Origin of the sequence: Pelagerythrobacter marinus (genome assembly GCF_009827515.1) — a bacterium.
Classification (GTDB): domain Bacteria; phylum Pseudomonadota; class Alphaproteobacteria; order Sphingomonadales; family Sphingomonadaceae; genus Pelagerythrobacter; species Pelagerythrobacter marinus.
In genome coordinates, this window is the sequence record NZ_WTYO01000002.1 from 510,400 (window position 1) to 530,051 (window position 19,652).

General features: G+C 69.1%; 26 protein-coding genes and 2 riboswitches. Of the genes, 18 read left to right on the top strand and 8 right to left on the bottom strand.

Annotated features, from left to right (window positions below):
* The first annotated feature begins 108 nt into the window (after positions 1 to 108).
* Positions 109 to 588, top strand: coding sequence for a peroxiredoxin (locus GRI72_RS06275; RefSeq protein ID WP_160733066.1), 480 nt, complete (start codon positions 109 to 111; stop codon positions 586 to 588).
* A 42-nt stretch (positions 589 to 630) separates the two neighbouring features.
* A riboswitch (cobalamin riboswitch) is annotated at positions 631 to 824 on the top strand.
* Between the two features lie 109 nt (positions 825 to 933).
* A complete protein-coding gene (locus GRI72_RS06280) occupies positions 934 to 1,767 on the top strand; it encodes an acyl-CoA thioesterase (RefSeq protein WP_202388949.1) in 834 nt (277 codons plus the stop codon).
* Here GRI72_RS06280 and folE read toward each other — a convergent pair.
* From folE to GRI72_RS06295, 3 genes are read right to left on the bottom strand one after another with little or no spacing between them, the layout of a single operon-like run.
* Positions 1,748 to 2,356 (bottom strand): GTP cyclohydrolase I FolE, encoded by a 609-nt coding sequence (gene folE / locus GRI72_RS06285; protein ID WP_160733067.1) that lies wholly within the window; start codon positions 2,354 to 2,356, stop codon positions 1,748 to 1,750. The two genes, GRI72_RS06280 and folE, sit on opposite strands and share 20 nt — an antisense overlap.
* Positions 2,353 to 3,900 (bottom strand): phospholipase D-like domain-containing protein, encoded by a 1,548-nt coding sequence (locus tag GRI72_RS14905; protein ID WP_337191147.1) that lies wholly within the window; start codon positions 3,898 to 3,900, stop codon positions 2,353 to 2,355. The genes folE and GRI72_RS14905 overlap by 4 nt, the downstream gene beginning before the upstream one ends.
* Before the next feature lie 15 nt (positions 3,901 to 3,915).
* Entirely contained in the window at positions 3,916 to 4,404 is a 489-nt protein-coding gene (locus GRI72_RS06295) for a hemerythrin domain-containing protein (protein WP_160733068.1), read from the bottom strand.
* A 150-nt stretch (positions 4,405 to 4,554) separates the two neighbouring features.
* Here GRI72_RS06295 and GRI72_RS06300 point away from each other — a divergent pair, with 150 nt between their 5' ends.
* Positions 4,555 to 4,962, top strand: a complete 408-nt coding sequence (locus tag GRI72_RS06300) for a metallopeptidase family protein (RefSeq protein ID WP_237486821.1) — start codon at positions 4,555 to 4,557, stop codon at positions 4,960 to 4,962.
* Here GRI72_RS06300 and GRI72_RS06305 read toward each other — a convergent pair.
* Complete coding sequence (locus tag GRI72_RS06305; protein WP_160733070.1) at positions 4,959 to 5,270, bottom strand: PilZ domain-containing protein; 312 nt, start codon at positions 5,268 to 5,270, stop codon at positions 4,959 to 4,961. The two genes, GRI72_RS06300 and GRI72_RS06305, sit on opposite strands and share 4 nt — an antisense overlap.
* 131 nt (positions 5,271 to 5,401) lie before the next feature.
* Positions 5,402 to 5,632: riboswitch (cobalamin riboswitch) on the top strand.
* 355 nt (positions 5,633 to 5,987) lie between these two features.
* Between GRI72_RS06305 and metE the strand changes: the two genes are divergently transcribed.
* Positions 5,988 to 8,276: a 5-methyltetrahydropteroyltriglutamate--homocysteine S-methyltransferase gene (gene metE, locus GRI72_RS06310; protein ID WP_160733071.1), complete on the top strand. Its 2,289-nt coding sequence runs from the start codon at positions 5,988 to 5,990 to the stop codon at positions 8,274 to 8,276.
* A gap of 99 nt (positions 8,277 to 8,375) precedes the next feature.
* Here the strand turns inward: metE and GRI72_RS06315 are convergent, their stop codons facing one another.
* The 3 genes from GRI72_RS06315 to GRI72_RS06325 all read right to left on the bottom strand — a co-directional run bounded on the left by GRI72_RS06315 (position 8,376) and on the right by GRI72_RS06325 (position 10,059).
* Positions 8,376 to 8,789 (bottom strand): hypothetical protein, encoded by a 414-nt coding sequence (locus GRI72_RS06315; protein WP_160733072.1) that lies wholly within the window; start codon positions 8,787 to 8,789, stop codon positions 8,376 to 8,378.
* Positions 8,779 to 9,246: a hypothetical protein gene (locus GRI72_RS06320; protein ID WP_160733073.1), complete on the bottom strand. Its 468-nt coding sequence runs from the start codon at positions 9,244 to 9,246 to the stop codon at positions 8,779 to 8,781. The genes GRI72_RS06315 and GRI72_RS06320 overlap by 11 nt, the downstream gene beginning before the upstream one ends.
* A 102-nt stretch (positions 9,247 to 9,348) precedes the next feature.
* Positions 9,349 to 10,059, bottom strand: coding sequence for a winged helix-turn-helix transcriptional regulator (locus GRI72_RS06325; RefSeq protein WP_160733074.1), 711 nt, complete (start codon positions 10,057 to 10,059; stop codon positions 9,349 to 9,351).
* Positions 10,060 to 10,130: 71 nt separating this feature from the next.
* Between GRI72_RS06325 and GRI72_RS06330 the strand changes: the two genes are divergently transcribed.
* The 10 genes from GRI72_RS06330 (at position 10,131) to GRI72_RS06375 (ending at position 16,335) form a co-directional block, all read left to right on the top strand.
* A complete protein-coding gene (locus tag GRI72_RS06330) occupies positions 10,131 to 10,565 on the top strand; it encodes a VOC family protein (protein ID WP_160733075.1) in 435 nt (144 codons plus the stop codon).
* Positions 10,566 to 10,698: 133 nt separating this feature from the next.
* Complete coding sequence (locus GRI72_RS06335) at positions 10,699 to 11,409, top strand: glutathione S-transferase family protein (RefSeq protein ID WP_160733076.1); 711 nt, start codon at positions 10,699 to 10,701, stop codon at positions 11,407 to 11,409.
* Positions 11,406 to 12,122 carry a DUF1428 domain-containing protein gene (locus GRI72_RS14910; protein WP_160733077.1) on the top strand — a complete coding sequence of 239 codons (717 nt, stop codon included), beginning with the start codon at positions 11,406 to 11,408 and terminating at the stop codon, positions 12,120 to 12,122. Before GRI72_RS06335 ends, GRI72_RS14910 begins: the two co-directional genes overlap by 4 nt.
* A 47-nt stretch (positions 12,123 to 12,169) precedes the next feature.
* The gene (locus GRI72_RS06345; RefSeq protein WP_160733078.1) at positions 12,170 to 12,535 is read left to right on the top strand and encodes a DUF1428 domain-containing protein; all 366 of its coding nucleotides are present in this window, start codon (positions 12,170 to 12,172) and stop codon (positions 12,533 to 12,535) included.
* A gap of 3 nt (positions 12,536 to 12,538) precedes the next feature.
* The gene (locus tag GRI72_RS06350; RefSeq protein WP_160733079.1) at positions 12,539 to 13,354 is read left to right on the top strand and encodes a VOC family protein; all 816 of its coding nucleotides are present in this window, start codon (positions 12,539 to 12,541) and stop codon (positions 13,352 to 13,354) included.
* A 119-nt stretch (positions 13,355 to 13,473) separates the two neighbouring features.
* Complete coding sequence (locus GRI72_RS06355) at positions 13,474 to 13,950, top strand: VOC family protein (RefSeq protein ID WP_202388950.1); 477 nt, start codon at positions 13,474 to 13,476, stop codon at positions 13,948 to 13,950.
* Between the two features lie 3 nt (positions 13,951 to 13,953).
* Positions 13,954 to 14,616, top strand: a complete 663-nt coding sequence (locus GRI72_RS06360) for a dihydrofolate reductase family protein (RefSeq protein ID WP_160733080.1) — start codon at positions 13,954 to 13,956, stop codon at positions 14,614 to 14,616.
* A gap of 2 nt (positions 14,617 to 14,618) precedes the next feature.
* A complete protein-coding gene (locus tag GRI72_RS06365; protein ID WP_202388951.1) occupies positions 14,619 to 15,269 on the top strand; it encodes a glutathione S-transferase family protein in 651 nt (216 codons plus the stop codon).
* A gap of 80 nt (positions 15,270 to 15,349) precedes the next feature.
* Positions 15,350 to 15,988 carry a glutathione S-transferase family protein gene (locus tag GRI72_RS06370; protein WP_160733082.1) on the top strand — a complete coding sequence of 213 codons (639 nt, stop codon included), beginning with the start codon at positions 15,350 to 15,352 and terminating at the stop codon, positions 15,986 to 15,988.
* Positions 15,985 to 16,335 (top strand): GFA family protein, encoded by a 351-nt coding sequence (locus GRI72_RS06375; RefSeq protein ID WP_160733083.1) that lies wholly within the window; start codon positions 15,985 to 15,987, stop codon positions 16,333 to 16,335. Before GRI72_RS06370 ends, GRI72_RS06375 begins: the two co-directional genes overlap by 4 nt.
* Here GRI72_RS06375 and GRI72_RS06380 read toward each other — a convergent pair.
* The gene (locus GRI72_RS06380) at positions 16,332 to 16,925 is read right to left on the bottom strand and encodes a DnaJ domain-containing protein (RefSeq protein ID WP_160733084.1); all 594 of its coding nucleotides are present in this window, start codon (positions 16,923 to 16,925) and stop codon (positions 16,332 to 16,334) included. The two genes, GRI72_RS06375 and GRI72_RS06380, sit on opposite strands and share 4 nt — an antisense overlap.
* Positions 16,926 to 16,976: 51 nt before the next feature.
* On the opposite strand from GRI72_RS06380, the gene GRI72_RS06385 reads away from it, so the two are divergent.
* From GRI72_RS06385 to GRI72_RS06400, 4 genes are read left to right on the top strand one after another with little or no spacing between them, the layout of a single operon-like run.
* Positions 16,977 to 17,252 carry a BolA family protein gene (locus tag GRI72_RS06385; protein WP_160733085.1) on the top strand — a complete coding sequence of 92 codons (276 nt, stop codon included), beginning with the start codon at positions 16,977 to 16,979 and terminating at the stop codon, positions 17,250 to 17,252.
* A complete protein-coding gene (locus GRI72_RS06390) occupies positions 17,252 to 17,959 on the top strand; it encodes a glutathione S-transferase (RefSeq protein WP_160733086.1) in 708 nt (235 codons plus the stop codon). Before GRI72_RS06385 ends, GRI72_RS06390 begins: the two co-directional genes overlap by 1 nt.
* Positions 17,956 to 18,837, top strand: a complete 882-nt coding sequence (locus tag GRI72_RS06395) for a pirin family protein (protein ID WP_160733087.1) — start codon at positions 17,956 to 17,958, stop codon at positions 18,835 to 18,837. Before GRI72_RS06390 ends, GRI72_RS06395 begins: the two co-directional genes overlap by 4 nt.
* The gene (locus GRI72_RS06400) at positions 18,834 to 19,649 is read left to right on the top strand and encodes an SDR family NAD(P)-dependent oxidoreductase (protein WP_160733088.1); all 816 of its coding nucleotides are present in this window, start codon (positions 18,834 to 18,836) and stop codon (positions 19,647 to 19,649) included. Before GRI72_RS06395 ends, GRI72_RS06400 begins: the two co-directional genes overlap by 4 nt.
* Positions 19,650 to 19,652: the final 3 nt, after the last annotated feature.

The window sequence follows — 19,652 nt, forward strand, 5'->3', positions numbered from 1 at the left end:
GTCGCGAAGCAAATATAAAGCGATCTTTATATCCTTTGCCGTTGCCGCGCGCACCGCAGGCTCTATATCGGCACGCGAACGGACGGGACGACGAAAGGATATTGCGAGATGACGATTTCGGTTGGCGACAGGATTCCCGATGTGACGCTGGTGAAGGCGACCGACGAGGGTCCCGAGAAAGTCCAGGCGGGCGAATACTTCAAGGGCAAGAAAGTTGCGCTGTTCTCGGTGCCGGGCGCGTTCACCCCGACCTGCTCGGCGCGCCACCTGCCCGGTTATGTCGAAAAGGCCGGCGACCTGAAAGCCAAGGGCATCGACGAGATCGCCTGCACCGCGGTCAACGACGCCTTCGTCATGGGCGCCTGGAACAACCAGGCCGGTTCGTCCGACGTGACCATGCTGGCCGACGGCAACGGCGAGTTCGCCCAGGCCACCGGGCTGACGATGGACGGCAGCGGTTTCGGCCTCGGCCAGCGGGGCCAGCGCTATTCGATGATCGTCGAAGACGGCGTGGTGAAGGAACTCAACGTCGAGCAGCCGGGCGATTTCTCGGTCTCGAGCGCGGAGCACATGCTCGGCCAGCTCTGACCGCAACGGGGGACGGGCCGGCCGTGGCGCCGGCCCGATCCGAACCGAAACACGCGCCCAGGTTCCCCGGCCGCGCGCCGGGGCGAAGACGGGAAGCCGGTCCGAATCCGGCGCTGCCCCCGCAACTGTAGGCGGAGAGCGACGGCCGACGAAGCGCCACCGGGCCCACCCCGGGAAGGCCAGGACGATCGCGACGACCCGCAAGCCAGGAGACCTGCCCGGGCGCTGCAAACGAACCACCGGCGGGGTGTCCGGTCGGGTCGCTGGCAGCCGGAGCGCGCGCCCGCGCGGCCGGCTGCACGTGCCCGGTCGACGCGTCGCCGCCATGCGAAGGAGGCGACGACGATGACACCCGGGCAGATCACGCCAGCAGAACCGGCCGCCCAACCCGGCCCGCCCGTGCGCCTGGTGGACATGGTGTTTCCCGGCGACACCAACCATCACGGCACGCTGTTCGGCGGGGTCGCCCTGGCGCACATGGACAAGGTCGCCTTCCTCGCCGCTTCGCGTCATGGCCGGGCGCCGTTCGTCACCGCGGCATCGGAGAAGATCGACTTCGCCGCGCCCGCGCACGAAGGCGACATGGTCGAGGTGACCGGGCGCGTCGTGCGGGTCGGGGCGTCCTCGCTCGACGTCGAGGTGGAGCTCGTGGCCGAAGCGCCGGTCAGCGGCGAACGGCGGCTGTGCACGCGCGGACGGTTCGCGATGGTCGCGCGCAAGGGGCCGGACACGCGCCTTCCCCTGCCCCCGCTCGCCGCGCCCCCCGGGGCGCACGGCGACGCGAAAGAGGACGTGGATGGCCATGGCGGGGCGCCGCTGCGCATCCTCGACATGGTCTTCCCGGGGCAGACCAACCATTACGGCACGCTCTATGGCGGCGACGCGCTGCGGATGATGGGCAAGGCGGCCTTCATCGCCGCCACCCGCCACGTGCGCCAGGTGCTCGTCATGGCCTCCTCCGACCGGATCGATTTCGTCGCACCGATCGTCGAAGGCGACATCGTGGAACTGGTGGCGCAGGTGAAGATGACCGGGCGCAGCTCGGTCCGCGTGGCGGTGGAACTGTGGTCGGAAGGCGTGCTGACGGGCGAACGCCGGTGCGCGGCGAGCGCGCTGTTCACCCTCGTCAGCGTGAACCGCGAAGGCCGCCCGCTGCCGTTCAGTATCCCATCAGCTTGAGCACTTCCTCGCGGCTGCGCGGGTCGTCGAGGAACGTGCCCATCATGCGGCTGGTGGTCATCGTCACCCCTGGGGTGCGAACGCCGCGCGCGGTCATGCAGCTGTGGCTCGCCTCGATCACGACCGCCACGCCCTGGGGCTGGAGATGTTCCCAGATGCAGTCGGCCACTTCGGCGGTCAGCCGTTCCTGCACCTGGAGCCGGCGCGCAAACCCGTGGAGGACGCGGGCGAGCTTCGAGATGCCGACCACGCGGTCGGTCGGCAGGTAGGCGATCGCCGCCTTGCCGATGATCGGCGCCATGTGGTGTTCGCAGTGGCTCTGGAAGGGGATGTCCTTGAGCAGGACGATCTCGTTGTATCCGCCCACTTCCTCGAACACGCGGCTGAGGTGGATCGCGGGATCTTCGGCATAGCCGAGGCAATATTCCTTCCACGCGCGGGCGACCCGGCTCGGCGTGTCGAGCAGCCCCTCGCGCTCCGGATCGTCGCCGGCCCAGCGGATCAGCGTGCGAATCGCCTCCTGCACCTCGTCGGGAACGGGGGGCTTGCCCCGCGATACGTCTTCGTCCGGCCCGACCAGGCTGCTCATAATCCGATCCTCTTTCGTGTCCGTTTCGCGCGGCGCGCGGCGCGCCGCAGCATGCTCCCCTTGCGGAAAAGTCCGCCCTTGGCAAACGGCTCGAACATCTCGTCCGGCCGTTCGGGGTCGAGCATGCCCGATTCGGCCAGGGTATCTTCCACCCCGTTGAGGTCCGGCACGTCGTAGGCGCGCAGCGAACGGTCTTCCCCCTGGCCGTGCTCGGCGATCAGGCGGTGCATCGACGGGTCGCGCTCCAGCAGGCGGGCGACCTCCTCCGCCTCGAGCCCGCAATGCTCGCCCAGCAGCGAATGGCGCAGCGCGGCGATCGCGGGGCCGGCGTGGCCGTTGGCCGGCCGCCGGCAATCGATGAAGACGTCGCATTCGCTGTCGAGCCCCATCGATCGGTTGTTGAAGTTGGCCGAGCCGATCCGCAGGATCTCGTCGTCGATGATCGTCACCTTGGCGTGGACGTAGATCGGCGTGTCGCCGGTATGGGGCACGTAGATGCGGAAACGGTCCTTGTGGTCGAACTCCGCCAGGCATTCGATCATCCGCACCCGGGCGTGGTCCATCGCCTGCTGTTCCAGCCAGCCCTCGGCCGTCTTGGGCTGGACCATCACGATTTCGGGCGGGTCGTCTTCGCTCAGCCGCTCTCCGATCGCCTCGGCGATGCGGCGCGAGGTGAAATACTGGTTCTCACTGTAGATGAACCGGCGCGCGCGGGCGATCTGCGCGAGCAGGAGTTCCTCGATCTCGCACACCCGTTCCAGCCCGTCGTAGCGGGCGCGGGTGCGGGCAATGCCCAGCTCGACGTCCTCGAACTGGACCGAGAGGGCATCGGGCCACAGGCTTTCGCCGGGTATCGACACCTGGTCGAGGTTCTCGCCCCCGGCCCGCTCCCACCGCTCACGGCTGAGGATGCCCAGGACCCGGGCGGCTTCCCCCTCGAACATCATCGTCGCGTCGTGCCACGGGCCATAGCGCCTGCCGTGCGGCCGGCGGCGGCGGCGATCGCGTTCGAGGTGCTCGCGCGTGTCCCACCGGTCCTGCGTCATGTCGATGCCGCCGCACACGGCCAGCTTGTCGTCGATCACGGCGATCTTCTGGTGGTGCGAACAGCCGACCGGGTGGTGGGTATCGAACTTGAAGGTAATCCCCTTGTGCGCGGCCATCCGCGCCAGGTCCACGAGCATGTATCCGCGCGCGAAAAACTGGAACAGGCCAAGGCTCCATTTCAGCACCCGGATTTCCAGCCCGTCGCGATGGCGGGCGAGCCACATCAGGAAACTGCCCAGGCGGCGGGGATAGTTGCGGCGCAGGATGCGGTGAAACCACCTGCGGCCCAGGGCCAGGTGAATGCGGGTGTCGAAATCCCAACCGACCAGGAAGATGCGGTGGCGCGCCTTCAGCATCGCCTGCTGCATCAGCGCGAAATAATCGGCCGCGTCGACGATCACGCTCGCCCGGTCGGCATGGGCATAGCGCCAGACGCCGGGTTCCTCCGGCTCGTCGTCGAACTCCGGTTCGGCCGCCTCCGTTTCCCGTGCTGTCACCCCGCCCCCGACGCTTTATTCCTTGGCGTCTTCCAGCTTCTCCGGCGTGACTTCGGCATCGGCCTTCTCCTCGCGCTTGCGGCGTTCGAACACCGATTCCATGTGTTCCTCGTCCTCCCGGGTAAGGTGATCCTCGAAATCGGGGAAGTGGTCTTCCTCTTCCTCGTCGATGTGATGGCGATAGCGGTGCTCGAGTTCCTTGAACTTGGACAGCCAGGCGCCGGAGGACATGTCGGTGGCCGCTAGGTCGTTCAGCATCTCGTCGATCTCGTGATGCTCGGCCACCGAATGGCGCGTTTCGTCGGTCGTGTCGGGCTTGCGCAGCATTGTCGAGTAGAGCGCCTGCTCCTCGGCCGCGGCGTGGCTCTTCAGTTCCTTGGTCAGCTCGGTGAAGAGCCGCCGGCGTTCCTCGCTCTCGCCCTCGGTTTCGAGCAGCCGGTCGAGCAGCTCGCGGTGGCGATCGTGATCCTGTTTCAGTCGCGCGAAGATTGCCTCGGCGGCCATGGGCGGTTTCCTCCTGTTGCCTGCCGGATGGAATGGGCGAACCGGTGCTTTGTTCCGCGCGCGCCCGGGGGTGACTATCGCGCCGCTCCGCCCCATATGCGGCGCATGGAGCGATTTCGCGAGCCGCCCTCCGCTGCGGAGATGGAACGCATGGCCGGCGCCGTCGTCGCGGGCCTGCCGGAGGAATTCCGCGAGCCGATGCGCGCGGTCGTGGTGCGGGTGGAGGAGTTTGCCACCCGCGAACAGCTCGATTCGGTCGGCATTCGCAGCAAGTGGGACCTGACCGGCCTCTACGAAGGCCGCCCGCTGGACGAACAGTCGATCTGGGACCCGGGCGACCTGCCCCCGGTCATCAGCCTGTTCCGCCAGCCGCTGGTGCGCGAATGGCGCGAGACCGGGGTCGATTTCGGCGACCTCGTGCGCCACGTCGTGATCCACGAGGCCGGCCACCACTTCGGCTTTTCCGACGAGGAAATGCACTGGCTGGAAGAAAACGCGGGCGACGCGCATGTTCGGCCAAGCTCGACAGCTACCGGGGCGGAAGGCGAAGGGGCCTAGCCTTCGCCGGCCAGCTGGCTGCGAATGTGGTCGAGCACCGGGCCGTAGATCGGGTCGTCGAATTCCACCCCCACCGTCTGCCCCTGCGACCAGCGGACGACCGCGATGATCGGGCCGATCGGGCCGATACGGATGGAAATGCGCGTGCCGGCCGTCAGCGATCCGAACTTGTCGTAGAAACGACAGCCGTGCTCGGAAAGGTCGAGCACGCGGATGTCCTTGGGCACGCCGCGACCCGTCCGGTAACGGCCTTCCACCGTTACGCCGTGCCGTTCCTCGCGGCGAATTTCGCCATCCCTTTCGGACATTTGCCGATTGTGCGCCCTGCCCGCTGCGGTGGCAACCTCGATTTCGTTCCGCACGACCGACATCAAGACATGCCGACATCAAGACATAAAGAACTCTTTATATTGCACTTGACACGGCGATGCCCGTCGGCTCTTGTCCGCGCTGTCGAGGTTCCCCGCCCGCGGCCCGTGCCGCGCGGTGGGGCTAAGACGGGAAGCCGGTGACATTCCTCCGCGAATGGAATCCGGCGCTGCCCCCGCAACTGTGAGCGGCGAGCGGCAGCCCCACCAAGCCACTGGACCTGCCCCGTGCAGGGCCGGGAAGGCCGGGGCCGGCGCGACGACCCGCGAGCCAGGAGACCTGCCTGCGACGCGATAACGTTCTCCGGACGGGGGTTCCTCCGGCGGACGCGCAAGGTGCGGCGCCCCTGCCCCGGGGTGCGCCGCGCCGCCCCCTGCGCGCCCGCCGACCGGCCCTTCGTCCCCCGATGCGAAAGGTGCGCGGACAATGCCGACCACGACGATTTCCCCCATCGCGCCCCTGCCGGTTCGCGCGACCTTGCCGGCACGCAGGACCCTGCCCCTCCGGATGGCCCCGCCCGGCCGAACGCTCCCGCCGGGCCGAATGACCAGGCGCGCCGGGTCTTCCTGACGCGGCGCGCGCCCCAGCGACCAACCGATCCATCTTGTTTCACCAGCAACGGCCGGGGCTACGCGCGCGGCCGGAGGAGACGATTCATGCCTGTCACGACCGCCAATCTCGGCTTTCCCCGCATCGGCCCGCGCCGCGAGCTCAAGAAGGCGCTGGAAGCCTTCTGGGCCGGCCGGATCGACGAGGGCGCGCTGCGCGACACCGCGCGCAGGCTGCGTGCCGCGAACTGGGCGCGCCAGCGCGACGCGGGGATCGACGTGATACCCAGCAACGATTTCTCGCTCTACGACCAGGTGCTCGACACCAGCGTCATGCTCGGCGCGATCCCCGCGCCCTATCGCGCCCTCGGGCCGCAGGATTCGCTGGCGGTCTATTTCGCAATGGCGCGCGGCACCCGTTCCGATCAGGGCGGCGACCTGCCCGCGCAGGAAATGACCAAGTGGTTCGACACCAATTACCACTTCGTGGTCCCCGAGGTCGGGCCGGACCAGGATTTCACCCTCTGCGCCGCCAAGCCGCTGGGCGAATTCGCCGAGGCACTGGCGCTCGGCCACCGCACCCGGCCGGTGCTGCTCGGCCCGGTGACCTGGCTGCTGCTGGCCAAGTCGAACCAGGCGGGCTTCGATCCGCTCACCCTGCTGCCCGCGATCCTGCCGCTCTATCGCGAGCTGCTGTCGCGGCTGCGCGCGGCCGGCGCGCAATGGGTGCAGATCGACGAGCCGGCGCTGGTCCTCGATCTCGACGAGCGCGCGCGGTCGGCCCTGCGCACCGCCTATGCCGCGCTGTGCGGCCCCGATAGCCCGCGGATCATGCTCGCGACATATTTCGGCGGGCTGGCGGACAACCGCGAACTGGCCCTGTCGCTGCCGGTGGACGGGCTTCACCTCGATCTGGTGCGCGCGCCCGAACAGCTCGAACCGGTGCTCGACGGCGCGCGCGAAGACCTCGTCGTCTCGGCCGGGGCGATCGACGGGCGCAACGTGTGGAAATGCGACCTGGCGGCCCTGCTCGACCGGCTCGGCCCGGCGGCACGGGCGCGGCGCGAGATCCAGCTTGCCCCTTCCTGCTCGCTGCTCCACGCGCCGATCGACCTGGCGCTCGAGACCGAGCTCGACCCCCAATTGGCCGAATGGCTCGCCTTCGCGGTGCAGAAGCTGGAGGAACTGGCGCTGCTGCGCCTCGGGCTCGAACATGGCCCTTACGTCATCGCCGACGAACTGGCGGCCAATGCCGATGCCATCGCCGCGCGCCGCGGCTCCGCGCTGACCAACGATCCCGCGGTGCGCGCGCGGGTCGCCGAGGTCGCGCCCGACTGGACCCGGCGCGCACTGCCGGTGGAGCGGCGGCTGGCGCGCCAGCGCGAGCGCCTGCGCCTTCCCTCGCTGCCGACCACGACGATCGGCTCGTTCCCCCAGACCGAAGCGGTCCGCAAGGCCCGCGCCGAACACCGCAAGGGCACGCTCGACCAGGCGGGTTACGACGCCTTCCTGCGGGCCGAGACCGAGCGGGCGATCCGCCGGCAGGAAAGCCTCGGCCTCGACGTTCTGGTGCACGGCGAGTTCGAGCGCAACGACATGGTCCAGTACTTCGGCGAACGCCTCTCGGGCTTCGCCTTCACCCGCGCCGGATGGGTCCAGAGCTACGGCTCGCGCTGCGTGCGGCCGCCGATCCTCTACGGCGACGTGGCACGGCCCCGGGCGATGACGGTGAACTGGTGGCGCCATGCCCAGGGCCTGACCGAACGGCCGGTGAAGGGAATGCTGACCGGCCCGGTCACGATCCTGCAATGGTCGTTCGTTCGCGACGACCAGCCGCGCGCCGAAACCTGCCGCCAGATCGCGCTGGCGATCAGGGACGAGGTGGCCGACCTGGAGAAGGCCGGCGCGCGGATCGTCCAGATCGACGAGGCCGCCCTGCGCGAAGGGCTGCCCCTGCGGCGCGCGGACTGGAACGACTATCTCGGCTGGGCGGTCGCGTGCTTCCGCCTGGCCGCCGCGGTCGCTGCGCCCGAGACGCAGATCCACACCCATATGTGCTATTCGGAGTTCAACGACATCATCGATGCGATCGGCGCGATGGATGCCGACGTGATCTCGATCGAGACGGCGCGCTCGAAGATGGAACTGCTCGATGCCTTCGCCACCTGCCGCTACCCCGCGCAGATCGGCCCCGGGGTCTACGACATCCATTCGCCCCGCGTCCCCTCGACCGATGAAATGCGCGCGCTGCTGGTGAAGGCGCGCGGCGCGTTCGACCCGGGGCAGCTGTGGGTCAACCCCGATTGCGGGCTGAAGACGCGCCGGTGGGAAGATGTCGAGCCGGCGCTGGCCAACATGGTCGCCGCCGCGCGGCTGGTGCGCGCCGAAACCGGTTGAAGCCCGGGCCGGCAGGCGAAAGGGCGGCGCAGGGCGGGCGGCAGCGTGCTGGCAACCCCTGCCCTCGCCGCTTCCCCTACCGGGCCGGCGCGCGGCGGGTCAGCTGACGCCGGTCGCCATGTGCCGCATGAGCCGGCGGGCGGCGGACCAGATCGCGTGGCGCGCGCCGGCGCCGATCATGTCGCGCACGAAATCGTCGAACCGCGCGCGCTCGCCCCGCGCCGCGGCGGTCAGGAGATCGACCAGCAGCATCTCGTCGTAGCTGAAGGCGGACTGGCACGGCGGGTTCAGCACGATCCGCTCGGGCCAGGCGTGCCCGGCCTCGTCCATGAAGACGTGGAAACTGTGCACGGCGCAGAAGGAGCCGAGGTGGCTCGCCAACCGGCGATGCGAGTAATCGCCCACCCGCCGCGCGACATGGGTGTAGCGCATCGCGCAGACCAGCCGCGCGTGGAGCGGGGTGACCGCCCTGAGATCGGGCGTGCGTGTCAGCTGCGCCAGGTCAAAGGCCATGGTGCGCCTCCCGCGCAACGCCGCGCGTGCCGAACGGGCACCCGCCGCGCCCCGCGTCCGCCGCGGCGGGCAGGCCCGCGCCTTCGGCGATCGAGAAAGCGCGGCGCACGACCATCGCCGCCCAGCAGATCGCCCCCGGCAGCCCGTGCGGGACCTGCCGGATCGTCGCCCCGCCGTGCAGGGCGGGCGCCAGCGACACGATGCCGAGCAGCGCGCGCTCGTCGGCCGAAAGCCGCGCGCTGCAGCTGCGCTCCGCCTGCAATGCCCGCCCCAGGTGGGCCTCGACCAGTTCGAACAGGCTGGCGCAGGCCGGCGCGGTCTCGTCCGGAAGGCCCAGCGGTACGACGATCTCGCGCATTCGGTGCAGCCCGCCGCGGCCGGCGCTGCGCGCGGCGGCCCAGGCGCGGAACAACCGCACGATCAGCCCCTGCGCAAATCTCTCTCGTCCCGATGCCATGCTGTTCACCCACTTGCTTAGTTGCGAGTGATTTTCATTAGCGAGAAACGGGGCGCCGGGTCAACGGCTATCTGCAGGCGGGCCGCGCGGCCGCGCGCGGCGTCAGGCGAGCTTGGGCGGCAGTGCGAAGAGCGACGCGAATTCGAGCGCGAGCGCGCGATCCCCCTCAATCGCCAGCCCGGCATCGCGCTCGAGATCTTCCCACGGCACACCCGCGTAGAGCCCGGCCGCGACGACGGCGGCGTCGGGCGCGCGGAACAGGGCATCGACCCCGTCCGCGCCGTCCCCGACCGCCTGGTCGCGACGGATCGGCAGTTCGCCTTCGCGCGGCTCGGCCACGAAGCGATCGCCCCCGATCGCGAAGCCGACAGCACCGGCGACCCCGCCCACGCGCGACTTGTCCACCATCGTGCGCAGCGATAGCATCAGCGACACCGCGGACAGCGGCAGGCGCGGATCGTGCGCGCTCGACTGCGCGGCCCAGCGCCCGGCCTCCTGGATCAGCGGCTCGGCCGCGTAACCCCAGCGCGTGAGTTCATAGACCTGCGCCTTGCCCGGCGGGGGAAGCTGGCGCTTCTCCAGCACGCTCGCTTCTTCCAGCGAGGCGAGCCGTTCGGTCAGCACTTTCGCGCTGATCCCCGGCAGGCTGGCGCGAATGTCGGAAAAGCGCAGCGGGCCGAACATCAGCTCGCGCACGATCAGCAGCGACCAGCGCTCGCCCACCAGCTCCATCGCGAAGGCCGTGCCGCAGGCATCGCGATACCACTTTCCGTGAATTGCCTGATTTTCCTTGGTTTCTTTTTGTAACTTCATGGTTGCCTTTGGTAACTTATTGGTCCAGAAAATGCAAGCAGTGATTCGACACCGAACCGGGAGATGACACCGTGAGCCGAATGATCTTCATCAACCTGCCCGTTTCCGATCTCGAACGGTCGAAGGCGTTCTACGAAGCGGTCGGCTTCCGCAACGAACCGCGCTTCACCAACGACGATGCCGCCTGCATGGTCTGGTCCGACGCGATCAATGTCATGCTGCTGACGCATGGTTTCTGGAAAACCTTCACCAGCAAGACGATCCCCGACGCGCAGACGACGGCGCAGGTCCTGCTGGCGCTGAGCCAGGAGAGCACGGCCGATGTCGACGCGATCGTCGCCCGCGCGACCGCGGCCGGCGGCAGGGCCGATCCCACGCCGCGGCAGGATCACGGCTTCATGTACGGCCGCAGCTTCGAGGATCCCGACGGCCATATCTGGGAAAACACCTTCATGGACATGGCGGCAATGGACCAGGGCGAACCGATGCCCACCGAGGCGGCCTGACGCGCCGCAATACCCGCAGATGGCTCTGTAACGGAGCCATCTCGCCACGCGACCGAGCGATCGCCTGCTAGGCCCTCTCCCAAAAGGCTGCAGGCGATCGTCTCCGTCCTTTCAACAGCGAGAAGGATCGACGATGCCCCTCAATCCCGATGCCGCGATCACGGTAACCGCCTTCGACTGGGTGCCCGATTTCGCCCGCGGCCTGGTGCGCGATCTTCGCGTGCGCTGGGCGCTCGAAGAGGCCGGGCTCGACTACCGGGACGAGTACCTGCCCCAGGGGACGCAGAAGCTGCCCCGGCACCGCAGGCGCCAGCCGTTCGGCCAGCTGCCGACTTACGAAGACGGCGCGGTCACCCTGTTCGAATCGGGGGCCATCGCGCTCCATATCGCGGACCAGGCCCCCGCTCTCCTGCCCGAAGGCGACAATGCCCGCGCCCGCGCGGCGCAATGGGTGATCGCCGCGCTCAACACCGTCGAGCCGCCGCTCGGCGACTGGTCCATGGCCACGCTGTTCGAAGCCGACAAGCCCTGGTCCGCCCCGCGCAAGCCCGCGATCCGCGAACGGATCGACGAACGCCTGGGCGAACTTTCGGCCCGGCTGGGGGACGACGAGTGGCTCGAAGGGCGTTTCTGCGTCGGCGACCTGACGATGATCGCCGTGCTCCAGCTCGTCAGCGGCGAGCTGGCGGACCTGCTCGAGCGCTACCCCAATCTCGCCGCCTACCGCGCGCGGGGCGAGGCCCGGCCGGCCTATCGCCGCGCGCTGGAAGACCAGATGGCCGGCTTCACCGGCGCCCCGCCGGCCGAATGGGCCGCCGCCCAGCAAGAGGAAGAGATCGCATGACCTATTTCGAAGGATTTGTTGCCGCGGTGCCGACCGCGAACGAAGATGCCTATGCCGCCCACGCGCGCGAGGCCTTTCCCCTGTTCAGCGAGTTCGGGGCCACCCGCATGGTCGAGGCCTGGGGCGACGACGTGCCGCGCGGCGAGGTGACCGATTTCTACCGCGCGGTCGCCGCCACCGACGAGGAAACGCCCGTCTTCTCGTGGTTCGAATATCCGGACCGGGCCGCCCGCGACGCGGCGAACGAGCGGATCGTGAACGACGAGCGGATGCACGCCCTCGGCGAAACCATGCCGTTCGATGGCAAGCGCATGATCTTCGGCGGGTTCGCCGCGATCGTGGACGAGCGCGGCGATGGCGCGCCGGCCTATTTCGACGGCATGTTCACCCCCGTCCCCGCGGCGAACCGGGAAGCCTATGGCGAAATGGCGCGCAAGATGGCCGGCAAGTTCATCGATGCCGGCGCGGTCCGCGTGGTCGAGGCCTGGGGCGACGACGTGGCCGAAGGCGAGACGACCGATTTCCGCCGCGCGGTCAGGCTGGAGGACGGCGAAAACGTGGTATTCTCCTACATCGCCTGGCCCGACAAGCAGACCCGCGACAAGGCATGGGAAGCGCTGATGGCCGATCCCGATATGCAGCCGGGCGAGCACATGCCTTTCGACGGGAAACGCATGTTCTGGGGCGGATTCCGCCCGATCCTGGACCTCTGAGAGCCGCGCGACCGCCGGCCGGGCCCGTAAAAAAAGGAGAAAGCGCGATGTACGTGAACGGATTCATCCTGGCCGTGCCGGAAGCGAACAAGGCCGCTTACAAGCAGGTGGCCGAGAAGTTCTGGGAAATCGTCAGGGACTACGGCGCGAAATCGCAGATCGAGTGCTGGGAAGTCGACGTGCCCGACGGCGAGGCGACCGATTTCCGCCGCGCGGTCCAGTGCCGCGAAGGCGAGAAGATCGTTTTCTCCTGGGTCACCTGGGACGACAAGGAAACCGCCGACGCCAGCCACGACAAGATGATGGCGGACGAGCGGATGGAGGCGTTCTTCGGCGACGGGAGCGACATGCCGTTCGACGGCAAGCGCATGGTCTACGGCGGTTTCGAACCGCTCGTGTGGAAAGAGGCCTGAGCGATGGCCAGCGATCGCGGCGCCTTCATCTGGTACGAACTGATGACCACCGACCGCGAAAGTGCGGCCGACTTCTATCGCGAAGTCGTCGGCTGGACTTTCGCGCAGGAAAGCACGGCCCCGCCGGGCGGGCCCGATTACCGCATGATCCTGCGCGCCGACGGCGGCCGGGCGGGCGGCGTCCTGACCCTGACCGAAGCGATGTGCGAAGCCGGCGCCGCCCCCGGCTGGCTTGGCTATGTCCATCACCCCGACGTCGATCGCGCGGTGGCCCGGATCGTCGAGGCGGGCGGCAGCGTGCACGTCGCCCCGCACGACATGGAAGGCGTCGGCCGCATCGCGCTGGTGCAGGACCCGCAGGGGGCCGCGATCTACGTCATGCGGCCTGCGCCGCCCCCGGGTCCGCCCCCGAGGCAGCCCGACGCGAAAAGCGACGTCTTCGATGACGCCCGCGCGCAGCACGTGCGCTGGAACGAATTGCAGACGCGCGAGCCGCAGGCGGCGGCCGCGCTCTACGGCGAGGTCTTCGGCTGGGAGCAGAAGGAAACCATGCCGATGGGCGAGATGGGCGCCTACCGCTTCCTCCATCGCGGCGACGCGATGATCGGCGCGATCATGCCGCACCTGCCGGCCGCGCCCCGCACGGGCTGGACCTTCTACCTCGGCGTGGACGACATCGACCGGGCGGCCCGCGCCGTCACCGACCGCGGCGGGCGGCACCTGGACGAGATCACCGAGATCCCCGGCGGCGAGTTCGCGCTCCAGTGCACGGACCCGCAAGGGGCGATCGTCGGCCTGATCGGCCCGCGCCGGCGATAGGGCCCGGCTCCCGAAACCAAGGCCCGACAGGACGACGACGCCCGAACCGACAAGGCCACCGGAAACAAGGCCCCGAAAAGACAGGGCCGGAAAAGAAAAGAAGCGCGAAGGAGATCGCAATGAACAAGAACACCATCTGCCTGTGGTTCGATCGGGACGCCGAAGAAGCCGCGCGGTTCTATGCCGCGACGTTCCCCGACAGCGAAGTGACCGCCGTGCGCACGGCACCGAGCGATTTCCCCGGCGGCAAGGAAGGCGACGTGCTCACGGTCGAATTCACGGTCTGCGGCATTCCGTGCCTCGGCCTGAACGGCGGCCCTTCCTTCCCGCAGACCGAGGCGTTCTCGTTCCAGATCGCGACCGAGGACCAGGAGGAAACCGACCGCTACTGGAACGCGATCGTCGGCAACGGGGGCGAGGAATCGGCTTGCGGCTGGTGCCGCGACAAGTGGGGCCTCAACTGGCAGATCACGCCCCGCGTCCTGACCGAGGCGATGGCCGCTGGCGGCGAGGAAGCGTCCCGCGCTTTCGAGGCGATGATGACGATGCGCAAGATCGACGTCGCCGCGATCGAAGCCGCTCGCAAGGGGGCCTGACGGATGGGTAGGCGCATTATCGGCGGGGCCTTCATCTCCCTCGACGGCATTGTCCAGGCCCCGGGCGGGCCGGAGGAAGACACGACCGGCGATTTCGCGCTGGGCGGCTGGCTGGCGAACCTGTTCGAGGAAACGATCGCCAACCAGGTCGACACGCTGCTGTCGATGCCGTTCGACCTCCTGCTGGGCCGGCGCACTTACGATATCTTCGCCGGCCACTGGCCTTACCAGCCGCAGGACGATCCGGTCGCCGCGATGTTCGCCCGCGCGCGCAAGTACGTGCTCTCCACCTCCGACCTGCAGGCCGAGTGGGAGGGGAGCCATCGCCTGGCCGATCTCGACGCGCTGGCGCGGCTCAAGCGGCAGGAAGGGCCGGACCTCGTGGTCCAGGGCAGTTCGACGCTCTATCCGCAGCTGCTCGAACGCAAGCTGCTCGACCGGCTCGTGCTGATGACGGTGCCGGTCACGCTGGGCAAGGGCAAGCGCCTGTTCGGCGAAGGCACGCCGGCGCGCACGTTCCGCATGGTGGAACAGCGCATCGGCCCCGGCGGCTGCGTCATGTCCACTTACGAGCCGAACGGGCCGCCCGACGTGGGCAGCTTCGCCGCGCAGGAACCGAGCGAGGCCGAGATCGCGCGGCGTCGCCGCATGGCCGAGGGGACCTAGTGATGCCGATACTCTACGGCCATCTTTTCTCGTCCTATACCTGGAAGGCGCTGATCCCGCTCCATGCCAACGGCACGCCGTACGAATTTCGCGAGGTCGGGCCCGATCATCCCGAGCACGCGGCTTTCGTCGAGCGCGCCCACCCGACGGGCAAGTTCCCGGTGCTGGTCGATGGCGGGACCACGGTGATCGAGGCGACGGCGATCGTCGAGCACCTCGCGCAGCACCATCCGGGCCGTGCGCCGCTGATCCCGGCCGATCCGGCCGCGGCGGTCACGACCCGGATGCTGGACCGGGTGTTCGACAACTACCTGATGGGCGGCGTGCAACAGGTGGTCTACGCTTACCTCGCCGACAGCGCGAACCCCGATCCGGGGGCGGTGCGGCAGGGCGGGGAAACGCTCCGGCGCGCCTATGCCTGGCTCGAAGGGTGGCTGGCGCGGAACGCGCTGCCCAAACACGTCTCGCTCGTCACCTGCGCGGCGGCGCCATCGCTGTTCTACGCCGACTGGGTCGAACGGATTCCGGCCGATTGTCCGCGTCTTCTTGAGCTGCGGCGCGAACTGTTGGCCCTGCCGCCGGTCGCCCGCTGCGTCGAGGATGCACGCCCTTTCCGCGACCTGTTCCCGCTGGGCGCGCCCGATCGCGACTGAGCGGGTGCGATCGACCGGTCGCGGTTGACCGCCGCCGATGTTCCTGTATTGTTCCTACCCGTTCAAGGAGAGGCTGCGCCATGGCCGAGTATACGTTCTTCTTCAATCCGATGAGCCGGGCGCAGATCGCCCGCTGGGCGCTGCACGAGGCGGCCGTCGATTACGAGCCGGTCTTCGTGCCGTTCGACAACCCCCCGGCGGCGCTGCTGGCGGCCAATTCGCTGGGCAAGCTGCCGACGGTGGTCCATCACCACGCCGGCCACGATCACGTCGTGACCGAGGCCGCGGCAATCTGCCACTACCTGGCCGAGATGTCGGCGCCCGAACTGCTGCCGCGCGCGCACGAGAAGGCCGACTATTTCCGCTGGATGTTCTTCGCCGCCGGCCCGCTGGAACAGGCGGTGACGGCGCGGATGTTCGGCTGGGAACTGTCGCCCGATCAGGAAAGGAGCGCCGGGTTCGGCAGTTACGAGCGCGCGCTGGACGCGATCGCGGGCTGGCTGGCGGATCGCGACCATGTCTGCGGCGGACGGTTCACCATGGCCGATGTCTATGTCGGCAGCGCGATCGACTGGGGGCTCCAGTTCGGCTCCATCCCGCCGCGCGACGTCTTCGAAGCCTATGCCGCGCGCTGCCGCGAGCGTCCGGCCTATCGCGAAGGCAAGGCGATCGACGGCCGGCTGATGGCCGAAATGCAGGGCGAAGGGGGCGCGGGATGAGTTACACGAGCACATGCCATTGCGGCACGATCGGGGCGACGATCGCGGGCGACCTGCCGGCCGAGGCGATGACCTGCAACTGTTCGATCTGCCGGCGCAAGGGGACCGTGCTGCACTTCGTTCCGGCAGACGCGGCAAGCCTCCACGCGCCGGCGGACAAGCTGGGCGATTACCGGTTCGGCAAGAACGCGATCCACCACCATTTCTGCATGGACTGCGGCTGCACGCCGTTTGCCACCGGCACCGATCCGCAGGGCAACGCCATGGTCGCGGTCAACCTGCGATGCGTGGAAGATTGCGATCTCGACCGGTTGAAGCTCACCGCCGTGGACGGCGCGTCGTTCTAGGCGAAGACCGCGCTCTTGCGCAGGAGCTGGTAGGCCTCGACCACGCGGCCGAGGCGCGCCTCGTGCCGGCGGTCGCCCCCGTTGCGATCGGGGTGATAGCGGCGGACCAGTTCCGAATAGCGGCGGCGCAGGCGGCGAAGGTCGGTATCGAGGCCCAGCCCCATCGTTTCCAGCGCCCTCGCCTCCTCGGCGCTGAAACGGGCATCCATCGCCATGCGCGCCTCGCGCTCGGCCCGGCTCCGGATTCCGCCCGCGCGGGCGGAAATCGCGTCGAGCGGGTCGTCGAAATCGGACCAGCGCGGCATTCCGTCCACCCCGCCGGGCGGGCGGTAGGCGTGAGTTTCGGTGCGCCAGCCGGCGCCGGGGGCCTGGGCGGCCAGGATCTCCTCCGCGCTCATCCCCTCGAACCAATCGTACCCGGCATTGAACTCGCGCACGTGGTCGAGGCAGAACCAGCGCCATTCGCCCGGCCCGTCGAACGAATTGCCACGCCTGCCGGGGGCGCGGAACTCGCCCCTTTCGCGGCATCCCGGCCGCTCGCATTCCCGCCCGCTGCCCTCGTATCGTCCATGGAACTTCGTCTGCTTCACCCCATTAGGATGGGCATGGACAAGCGCGATGGGAACCCCCAAACCGGGCCTATGACGACTCCGTTGCAATCCGAGATCGAGACGCGTCTCGAACAGGCATTCTCCCCCAGCCGGCTGGACGTCATCAACGACAGCGCCAGCCACCGGGGCCACGCGGGCGACGACGGCAGCGGCGAATCGCACTTCACCGTCGTGATCGAGAGCGCGGCCTTTGCCGGCAAGGGCCGGCTCGAACGCCAGCGCATGGTCAACCGGGCGCTGGGCGACATCCCGGGCGAGCGCGTTCACGCCCTTGCCATTCGCGCCTTCGCACCCGGCGACGGCTGATGGCCTACGACCTCTGGTACTGGCCGCAGATCCCCGGGCGCGGGGAATTCGTGCGGCTGGCGCTGGAGGCTGCCGGCATTACCTATCGCGACCGCGCGCGCGAGGAGGGGGCCGATGCGCTGGCCGCCGACCTCGCGGCGCGCAAGGGCCTGCGCCCTTTCGCGCCGCCCTATCTCGTCGATGGCGACTTCGCGATCGCGCAAGTCGCGCATATCCTCGCCTGGCTCGCCGACCGGCACGGCTTCGGCGCCGGCACGCTCGCGCGCGACCTGGAACTGATCACCGTCCAGCTGACCGTCAGCGACATGGTCGCCGAAGTCCATGCCGTCCACCACCCGGTCGCGACCGGCCTCTACTACCGCGAGCAGGAGGACGCCGCCGCGCGCGCCGCTGCCGAGTTCCGCGCCGGCCGGCTGACCAGGTTCCTCGACTATTTCGAGGATGCCCTGGGCGAGAACGGCGGGCCCTTCGTGCTCGGCGACCGCTGGAGCCACGTGGACACCTCGCTGTTCCAGCTGGTCGAGGGGCTGCAATACATGTTCCCCCGGCGGATGGCCGCGGTCTTCGGCGGCTATCCGCGGCTCGCCGCCTGCCACGCGGCGGTCGGCGCGATCGAGGGCGTGGCCGCCTATCGCGCCTCGTCCCGCTGCATCGCGTTCAACGAAGACGGCATCTTCCGCCATTACCCGGAGCTCGACGGCCCATGATCGAACAAGCGATAACCCCCGTCACCCACGACCTCGGCCAGTTCGAGGTCCGCCGCGCCATCCCCTCGCGCGAGCGATCGATGGTCGGCCCGTTCATCTTCGTTGACCAGTTCGGGCCGGCGCAGCTCGACATCGGCGCGGGCATGGACGTGCGGCCCCACCCGCACATCAACCTCGCCACGGTCACCTGGCTGTTCGAAGGGGCGATCGATCACCGCGACAGCCTGGGCACTTTCGCCACGATCCGCCCGGGCCAGGTCAACCTGATGACGGCGGGCAGCGGCATCGTCCATTCCGAACGCAGCCCGCAGGACGAGCGGGAGCGCGGGGCGCGCCTCTATGGCATGCAGACATGGCTGGCCCTGCCCGACGGGCAGGAGGAGATCGCCCCCGCGTTCGAGGCGCAGACCGACCTGCCGGTGGTGGAGGACGGCCCGGCCCGCGCGATCGTGGTCATGGGCGAGCTCTGGGGCCGGCGCGCGCCGACGACGACCCATGCCGGCACGATCTATGCCGAGATCGCGCTCGCCCCCGGCGGGACGATCCCGGTCGAGGCCGAGGCGGACGAACGTGCCGTCATGCTGGTCGATGGCGAAGCGAGCGTGGGCGGGCAGCCGCTGACCCTGTTCGAGCTGACCGTGCTCGCCCCCGGCGCTGCGATGACGCTGGCGAGCGAGCGCGGGGGCCGGGTCATGCTGCTGGGCGGCGAGGCTTTCGCCACCAGGCGCCACGTGTGGTGGAACTTCGTCAGTTCCGACCGCGAGCGGATCGACCAGGCGAAGCGCGACTGGAAGGACGGTCGCTTCCCGGCGGTGCCGGGCGACGAGGACGAGTTCATTCCCCTTCCTGAAAAAGCAACGACGGTGAGCTATCCATGAGTTTCGAAAACCGGGTCGCCTGGATCACGGGCGCATCTTCGGGCATCGGCGCGGCCCTCGCGCGCGAGCTGGCATCCCGCGGGGCGCACGTCGTTCTTTCCGGGCGCGACGAGGCGCGGCTGGCCGCCGTGGCCGAGGGGCTGGCGACCGAGAGCCTGTGCCTCCCCTTCGACGTGCGCGACGACGATGCCATGGCCGCCGCCACGCGCGCGGCGATCGACTGGCGCGGCGGGGTGGACATCGCGGTCGCCAATGCCGGCGTCTCGCAGCGCGGCGCCGCGCGCAAGACCGAAATGCACGTCTATCGCGAGATCGTCGCGATCGACCTCGTCCAGCAGATCGCCTTCGCGCAGGGGCTGGTGCCGCACATGGCCGACCGGGGCAGCGGGCGGCTGGTGTTCATATCGTCGATCGCCGGCAAGGTCGGCGTGCCGATGCGCACCGCCTATTGCGCGGCCAAGTTCGGCCTCGTCGGTTATGCCGACGCGCTGCGCGCCGAGCTGTCCCAATCGGGGGTCGAAGTCCACGTCGTCGCGCCCGGCTCGGTCGCGACCGACGTCAGCCGCAATGCGCTGACCGCCGACGGCTCGCGACGCGGCAAAAGCGACCCGGCGATCGACAACGGGATCCCGCCGGACGAGGCAGCCCGCGAAATGGTCGACGCGATCGCGCTCAACCAGCGCGAGATCATCGTCGCGCGCGGGATGGAAGAGGCACTGGGCAAGCTGCGCCAGACGCCCGACCAGGTGTTCGACCAGGTCGCGGCGATGGTCGCCGGTGGATACATGGAAAAGATGGAAGCGGAGGGGTAGGCA